The 6442-nt window shown below is 45.6% G+C and carries 7 protein-coding genes; 4 read left to right on the top strand and 3 right to left on the bottom strand.

The genetic code is table 11. The annotated features are described in order from the left end of the window. Positions 1 to 391: 391 nt before the first annotated feature. Positions 392 to 1468 carry a M23 family metallopeptidase gene (locus WBA89_RS24120; protein ID WP_424409987.1) on the bottom strand — a complete coding sequence of 359 codons (1077 nt, stop codon included), beginning with the start codon at positions 1466 to 1468 and terminating at the stop codon, positions 392 to 394. Positions 1469 to 1724: 256 nt separating this feature from the next. Here WBA89_RS24120 and WBA89_RS24115 point away from each other — a divergent pair, with 256 nt between their 5' ends. Next, complete coding sequence (locus WBA89_RS24115) at positions 1725 to 2426, top strand: phosphatase PAP2 family protein (RefSeq protein ID WP_424409986.1); 702 nt, start codon at positions 1725 to 1727, stop codon at positions 2424 to 2426. Between the two features lie 337 nt (positions 2427 to 2763). On the opposite strand, the gene queF is transcribed toward WBA89_RS24115, so the two are convergent. Further along, positions 2764 to 3183, bottom strand: coding sequence for a preQ(1) synthase (gene queF / locus WBA89_RS24110; protein ID WP_424409984.1), 420 nt, complete (start codon positions 3181 to 3183; stop codon positions 2764 to 2766). Between the two features lie 145 nt (positions 3184 to 3328). Between queF and WBA89_RS24105 the strand changes: the two genes are divergently transcribed. Continuing rightward, positions 3329 to 3925, top strand: a complete 597-nt coding sequence (locus tag WBA89_RS24105) for a hypothetical protein (RefSeq protein WP_424409982.1) — start codon at positions 3329 to 3331, stop codon at positions 3923 to 3925. Positions 3926 to 4009: 84 nt separating this feature from the next. Here WBA89_RS24105 and speD read toward each other — a convergent pair whose 3' ends face one another. Continuing rightward, positions 4010 to 4432: an adenosylmethionine decarboxylase gene (gene speD / locus WBA89_RS24100; RefSeq protein WP_194060509.1), complete on the bottom strand. Its 423-nt coding sequence runs from the start codon at positions 4430 to 4432 to the stop codon at positions 4010 to 4012. Between the two features lie 473 nt (positions 4433 to 4905). On the opposite strand from speD, the gene WBA89_RS24095 reads away from it, so the two are divergent. Both WBA89_RS24095 and WBA89_RS24090 read left to right on the top strand, forming a co-directional pair. Then, entirely contained in the window at positions 4906 to 5430 is a 525-nt protein-coding gene (locus WBA89_RS24095) for a hypothetical protein (protein WP_424409980.1), read from the top strand. A gap of 179 nt (positions 5431 to 5609) precedes the next feature. Next, on the top strand, positions 5610 to 6442 hold an 833-nt coding region (locus tag WBA89_RS24090), incomplete at its 3' end, for a hypothetical protein (protein ID WP_424409978.1).

The raw sequence follows: 6442 nt of genomic DNA, 5'->3' as shown, positions 1-6442 counted from the left end.
CTTTGGACGAGTTAAAAGCTGAGCTGCTCAACGACGACAACCTGCTCGATTTGGCTCAAAGGCTCTGGTTGAGCGAGATTGTAGCTCAAGCTTGGGAAAATTTGCCTTAAATTGTCAAAATCCGAAGCAGACACGGCGTTTGAAGAAAAAGACACGGCGAATCGAATTCGCCGTCTTATTTTATCAAATATTTTAAGATGCGAATAATTTGACTGATATGATCGATGAAGTAATCATTTAAATCGACTGCCATGATTTGATTACTAAGCCGTAAAAATTTCCCATCTATCTTGAAATTATCTGCGTTAATCTGCGTTAATCTACCTGACATCTGCGGTTGATCTATCAATCAAAGATTTAGGCAATTCAAGCCTATTGTAGAACTTGGTGGCTAGCGCAATTCAACTTCTCGCTTAACTTCTGTTAAAACTCGATCGCCCCGCGTCAACCGATATTCTGCCCGCCACACTCCGGGAGTCAGGGGATTATTTGTACTGTTTTTTTTGCCGGCATAACGCAACCAAGTGCGGCTGGGGGCTGGAATTTCCTTGCTGTCATTGATGACGGTTTCACCGTTGGGTGCAAATAATTTGTATTGTTCGCGATCGCCCTTTAACACTCCGTAACTTTGCACCCAAAATATTAAAGCAGGGCTATTTACAGGGAGTTTAGTCTCAGAAAATTGTCCGGCCCAGACAGCGTTATCGTCAGGTGCTTTGTTGGCAAAACCCGCCCGAATTAAACCTGTAGAAACATAGTCGATGGGCGTGTCCCAAATTGGATTGCGGGCGGTGTTGCAGCCTAATTTGGCATCGGCACCGACAAACGGATCTACAGCTTTGCCTTGATAGCGAAAAGTGACGTGTACGTGGGGGAAAGAAGCCATCCCAGAGTTTCCCACCATGCCCAAAACGGTGCCTTTTTGTACCTGCATTCCCGGCTTCACAACCACGCTGTTTTGGCGGAGGTGGCAGTATTGGGCTTCCCAGCCTGCGCCGTGATCGATTACTATGCCGTTGCCGCATTCTGTACCTGAGACGTTGGCTTTGTCTGTCGGGTTTTGCAAGCGCCGATCGACTACACCATCTCGCACTCGCAAAACTTTGCCCGCTGCGGAGGCGATAACTGGAACTCCTTTTGCCATTGCTTTGGCGTCGGGAATGGCGAAGTCTGTGCCGTCGTGCCCGTCGTAGGTTTGTCGCCCGCAGCCAAAATCGACTGCTGCCGGGCTCGGATCGCGATCGAAGTACAGCAATACAAAACAGTCTTTTCCTAGGGTACAGTCGATCGGCTTACCGAATTGCCCGCTGGGCTTTTGGGCGACGGTTGAAGAAACGAGGCGCTGGGCGATCGTGTTGGCTTGGGCGATCGGTGCATTGACTGAGGTGTTACTACCACAGGCAGCCGCACTTGTCAACCCCACGGTCAACAAAATTGCAGAAAAGTGTTTTTTTGATATGATAGTCATTCGTCGGTGGGAGATAAAATTTGAGGAATGAAGTCAAAAATCAATCAATCATTCAAAATATAGTTGGCTCAACCATCTAGACGATCGATCTGGCGTTTTAGTTTCCCATATTTCTTGTAAACTGTCGCGTCTTTTATTTATACTGGTCTGTTTTTTGAGACTTTTGTATAGCGGAATTTCTGCCCGCTACAGAGGTTAAATTGCCAAAGCAAAACAGCTTAGTTTTCTCGGTTTTTACTGTTTAATTAGTTAAAAAATGCTCTCTAAAATTCGATCGCAGATTTCGATAATTCGGCTTGGCGGCCTTGCGGTTGCTGCTTTGGCAATGTGGGGATTTGCCACCATTGCCGAAGAGGTTTTGGAAAAGGAAACCTACGCTTTCGATAAATCTATCTTACTATATCTTAGGAGCCTGCACACTCCGCTGCGCGATCGCCTCATGCTCGGCTTGACATTTTTGGGGGAACCCAACGTGTTGCTAATGCTGAGCGTGAGTTTGGGTATTATATTGTGGGTACGCAAACATCGCTCCGAAGCCACAACTATTGCAATTACAGGCTTGGGAGGCGTGGGTTTAAATTTACTCTTGAAACAACTGTTTGCGCGCGATCGACCTCAACTTTGGGAGCGCACGGTTGATGTGAGATTTTACAGTTTTCCTAGCGGACACGCGATGATTTCAATGATTATTTACGGTTTGCTAGGATATCTCTTGGGTTCGCGCTTTCCCAAGCAGCGCTGGTTGATTTACAGCTTGACAGCGGTATTAATTGCTGCTATTGGTTTGAGCCGGCTTTATCTCGGAGTTCACTGGCCAACCGATGTGATTTCTGGTTATATTGCTGGTTTTGTCTGGCTGCTTGCCTGTATTTTTAGTTTGGAAGTATGGAAGCAGTTTCATGATTCTCGTCCTGTTCCTGAAGAGAAGTTTTTGTCGCCTGAAAATCCTCAAGAATAGTTTTAGTTGTTGACGGTTTACTGTTGACTGTTGACTGTTGACGGTTGACGGTTGACGGTTGACTACTAAGGATTGAAAACTTAATAACTTATACCAATTTCAAAAAATAATGCAACAGTATTCTTGTCCCCCCCCGCGAGCTCGGGGGGGCTAGGGGGGGTCGGAGACTATTGCATGATTTTAGAGAAATGGTATAAGGTGCGCCATAACCATGCTTTCCATGTCCATCGGCCATCTCAAACCTGACGCACCCTACTGCAATAACTACTTCATCATCTGTCTTGGTATCGAGTCAACAGTCAACAATCATCTGGCTTGAGTGCAACCGCAATTGATACTACTTCTGATGCGACACCTCAATCACAGTGTGCACGTTCCCCCGTGGCAAAAAGTCGCCCTTAATTGTCACTTCCAGCGGCGCGCAAGCTGCGACAAAATCGTCTAAAATTTGATTGATCGATTCTTCGTGAGAAATGTAGCGATCGCGATAACTGTTAACGTACAGTTTCAGCGCCTTCAACTCCACCACCCGCTCGTCGGGGACGTAAGTAACGTGAATCGTCGCAAAATCTGGATAGCCAGAAAACGGACACTTGCAAGTAAACTCTGGCAAAGTAATGTTAATCGTATAGCGCCGCCCGACTCGCGGGTTCGGGAAAGTAATTAACTCCCCGTCCAAAATCTCGCGTTCGCCATATTTCATTTCTTCGGTACTTGACTTTTGCGACATACTTTGTTCGGTTTGCTGGTGATTCATAGCGATCGACTAAAAATTTCTAACATTTAACTAAACTCACTATTAATATTTTTAACAAATATCTTGACGAATTGTATTGCGATCGGTCTAATTGCAAATACTCTCAGGCTAAACTAAAAAAAGTTCACCCTCGCCATCTACAATTATGCAAAATACTACCTTATCTGACAATACATCCCCTGAAAACTCCAATAGTTACTCTCCATCGGTACCGATTTCGCTTTATCGAGAAGTCACCGCCGAATTGCAAGCCGCCCAAGCGATGCTCGACTCCCTCAAAACCCACAACCAGCAATTAGTCCAACAAAATCAACAACTGCGGCACGAAGTAGAAACAGTAGTTCAAGTATCCCAACAGCTACAGCAAGCAGTCAACTCGGCCCAGAGCGTCACCCAGACAGGGATGCCGCAAATGCCCTCGGTCAAATTCAATTTTAGCGTTGAACCGGAGCCTCCAGAACCTGTCACCTCGCGGAGTAGCTCTACCATACCTCAACCGCCTCAGACAGTGGCTTTTCCCTTTCCCGTACCGGAAGCCTCGCCCACACCCCCTCCGACACCCGAAACGCTTCCCGAAAAATTATTTTCAGAGGTGCAGGAAACTCCTTACCGCGTGCGCTCTCAACCCAAAAAAGCCTCAGATTTAAGCGGATTGTGGTTGGCGATCGCGATTTTTCTGATTGTGATTGCCGCCTTCGGCGCGGGTTATTTAGTTGTTCGCCCTTTATTAATCAAAAAGTAAATTGCAACAAGAATCCCACAGCCCGAGCCGTGGGATTTTAACCAAAACCTAGCATAAAATGTTCAAAGTTACGCTAATTTGCTGTTATACTCTGGCCGCACTCGTTTCTACTGCACGAGGCGCATACTGCTCTTCACAAGCAGACTCTAGGATGCCCACCCCGGGCTCGAAACCGCGCGTAAACTCAGTGAGTTTTACCTGTTTAGCTTCCAAAGCTGTCTGTAGCACCTTCATGGCCTTGTGAGGGTCGCCGGCTCCGCAGAAAAATAAGTCTGCGGCAAAATAACCGTGTTCGGGCCAAGTGTGAATTGCTATATGAGACTCTGCCAAAGTTGCAGTAGCCGTCACTCCGTGAGGACTAAACTGGTGTACGCACAAATCGATGAGAGTAGCTCCTCCGGCTTCGATCGCATCGAGAATAGCGCGGCGGATACGTTCGGGATCGTTGAGCACGTCTCCTGGAGACTGCCAAGCATCAGCGATCAGATGGGTTCCCAATTGTTTCATTCTGCGGGGTTTTACCTCTAACTCACAATGTCTCAAACCTTTTGACGATAGCACAGCGTCAAAATTTTTGCAAGCAGCCTACACCAAAAAAATTTGAAAGAGTGGTTGAGAGCGATCGTCCGAAGATTTTTGGCGGTTTGGGGGCAGCAAGCTGTACTAAGTATATGTAATACTTGGTTATATCAATTCCGGTTGCACTTTTGTTGACTGTTAACTGTTGACTGTTGGCTGTTGACTGTTGGCTGTTAACTGTTGACTGTTAACTGTTGGCTGTTGACTGTTGAGAGTTTGAACAATAGACCTCTTGCCTCAGTCCTTTTAATCAAATTTTGGGACTGGCTAGAAGCCCATCCCACAAGAAAAAAAGATTTTTGTGGGATGTTGCTCTGAGCAGCGTCCTAATTATTTTGCAAGAAGTCTAATACCGAATGAACCGAAAATGATATTAGTCAAACCATACACCATTATGTTCTGTGAATCCCTTAAAAGTTTGGAAAAAAATTGCTCTGTTTGTTAGCTTAATGCTGTTATCGCTGTTGGGTGTCAAAACCGCCGCGTCTGCTAATTTGTCGCCGACAACCTTACAGGCTCAAAATTGTCCCTACGGAGGCAAACCCCGACCCTTCGCTCAAGTCGTCACCCAAAAAGATCCCCTGACAATCCGTTCTTCCCCCAACGGCCGGGCGATCGGCTTGGTTCCCAAAGGCTGGCAAGTCGTGATGGGCGATCGGGATGCAACAGGAAAATGGGTAAAGATTGGCAGTCACTTTAGTTCTAGCACCGCAAATCTTGATGAAGGGAGGTTTGCGAATGCACCTGATTTCCGAGTGGGTTGGGTTTATCAAAGTTATCTAAAACCTTTAGGAAATTCTTGCGATAAACCGCTGAACATACAGCGCGGACAATTACCTAAATTATCGGGAGACAGACAAGTTTCAATTCACGAAGATTGGCTGCAAATCGGAGATAAAATTGCCCACCTAGATGCTCAAAGATAATTTAAATTTAATGAAATGCCGATAAAATTCACAGCGCAAACTGCAAATTAGACAAAACTTACGCACTCCAAAGAAACCGGGTTTTTTCATAAAATTGGGTAGCTAAAATTCAGGATTGTTGTGAAAAATAAATGTAATGACGGCTCGCGCGCCAGTCATAATTAGAGCGACTAGAGCTGATGATAGAATTGAGCGATCGCACCGCCATCAAATTAAAAAAAGTCTTAGAAGTTGCCCTAACTCTCCCTGGAAACTCCCACCGCTTTTTGCAAGCTGGATTAATTGATTCGCAGTCGGGTTTGAAACAACTTGTAACCGATTGGCAAACTGCTTTTAGTAACTTGCAGCCCATAGACAAACAAAGTGTCCGGCAAAATCCAGGGTTATTTCTCGCAACTGCTGACGATTTAGTTTATCGAGGAATGACTAGCGGAACTTCCGGTGATTTTTTTACCTACTTTGCCGGGAATGAGTGGAATCAAGCGCGTTTATTGGCACGCCAACGCGCTTTAGGTTGGTGGGGAATTGACGAACAAGTCCCAATTATTAATCTCGCCAGCCGCTTGCAGCCACTTCGAGTTAACGATGTTGCGTTAATTGGAAATATCACACCCGATTGGCTGCAAAATTTAAAGCAATTGTTGCAGATTAAACCTGCTGTGATTCGAGGTTATCCCAGTCGTTTGTCGGAAGTTGCGGCCGCCCTAGTTGGGCATTCAATTCCTCCTGTATTAGGAGTTATTTGTACCGGTGAGGTTTTATTTGAATTTCAAAAACAGTTACTTGAATCAATTTTTCAAACTTCTGTTATTAACGAGTACGGTTGCCAAGAAACGGGGATTTCTGGCTTGAGTTGTCCTGAATGCGGGCGGCTGCATTTAGATGTCGATCGCTGTTTTTATGAAATTATTGACGGTGAATTAGTCACTACAGATTTATTCAATTATACAATGCCTTTGATTCGGTATAAATGTGGCGATCGCCTGCAATTATATTCCGATGCGTGTGGTTG

Source organism: Microcoleus sp. (assembly GCF_049646505.1).
GTDB lineage: Bacteria > Cyanobacteriota > Cyanobacteriia > Cyanobacteriales > Microcoleaceae > Microcoleus.
This window is presented reverse-complemented; position numbering and strand designations above follow the sequence as displayed.

Excerpts from the sequence above, each read along its gene's own strand:
- WBA89_RS24120 (WP_424409987.1), bottom strand. The coding sequence starts at position 1,468 with ATGACTATCATATCAAAAAAACACTTTTCTGCAATTTTGTTGACCGTG.
- WBA89_RS24115 (WP_424409986.1), top strand. The coding sequence starts at position 1,725 with ATGCTCTCTAAAATTCGATCGCAGATTTCGATAATTCGGCTTGGCGGC.
- queF (WP_424409984.1), bottom strand. The coding sequence starts at position 3,183 with ATGAATCACCAGCAAACCGAACAAAGTATGTCGCAAAAGTCAAGTACC.
- WBA89_RS24105 (WP_424409982.1), top strand. The coding sequence starts at position 3,329 with ATGCAAAATACTACCTTATCTGACAATACATCCCCTGAAAACTCCAAT.
- speD (WP_194060509.1), bottom strand. The coding sequence starts at position 4,432 with ATGAAACAATTGGGAACCCATCTGATCGCTGATGCTTGGCAGTCTCCA.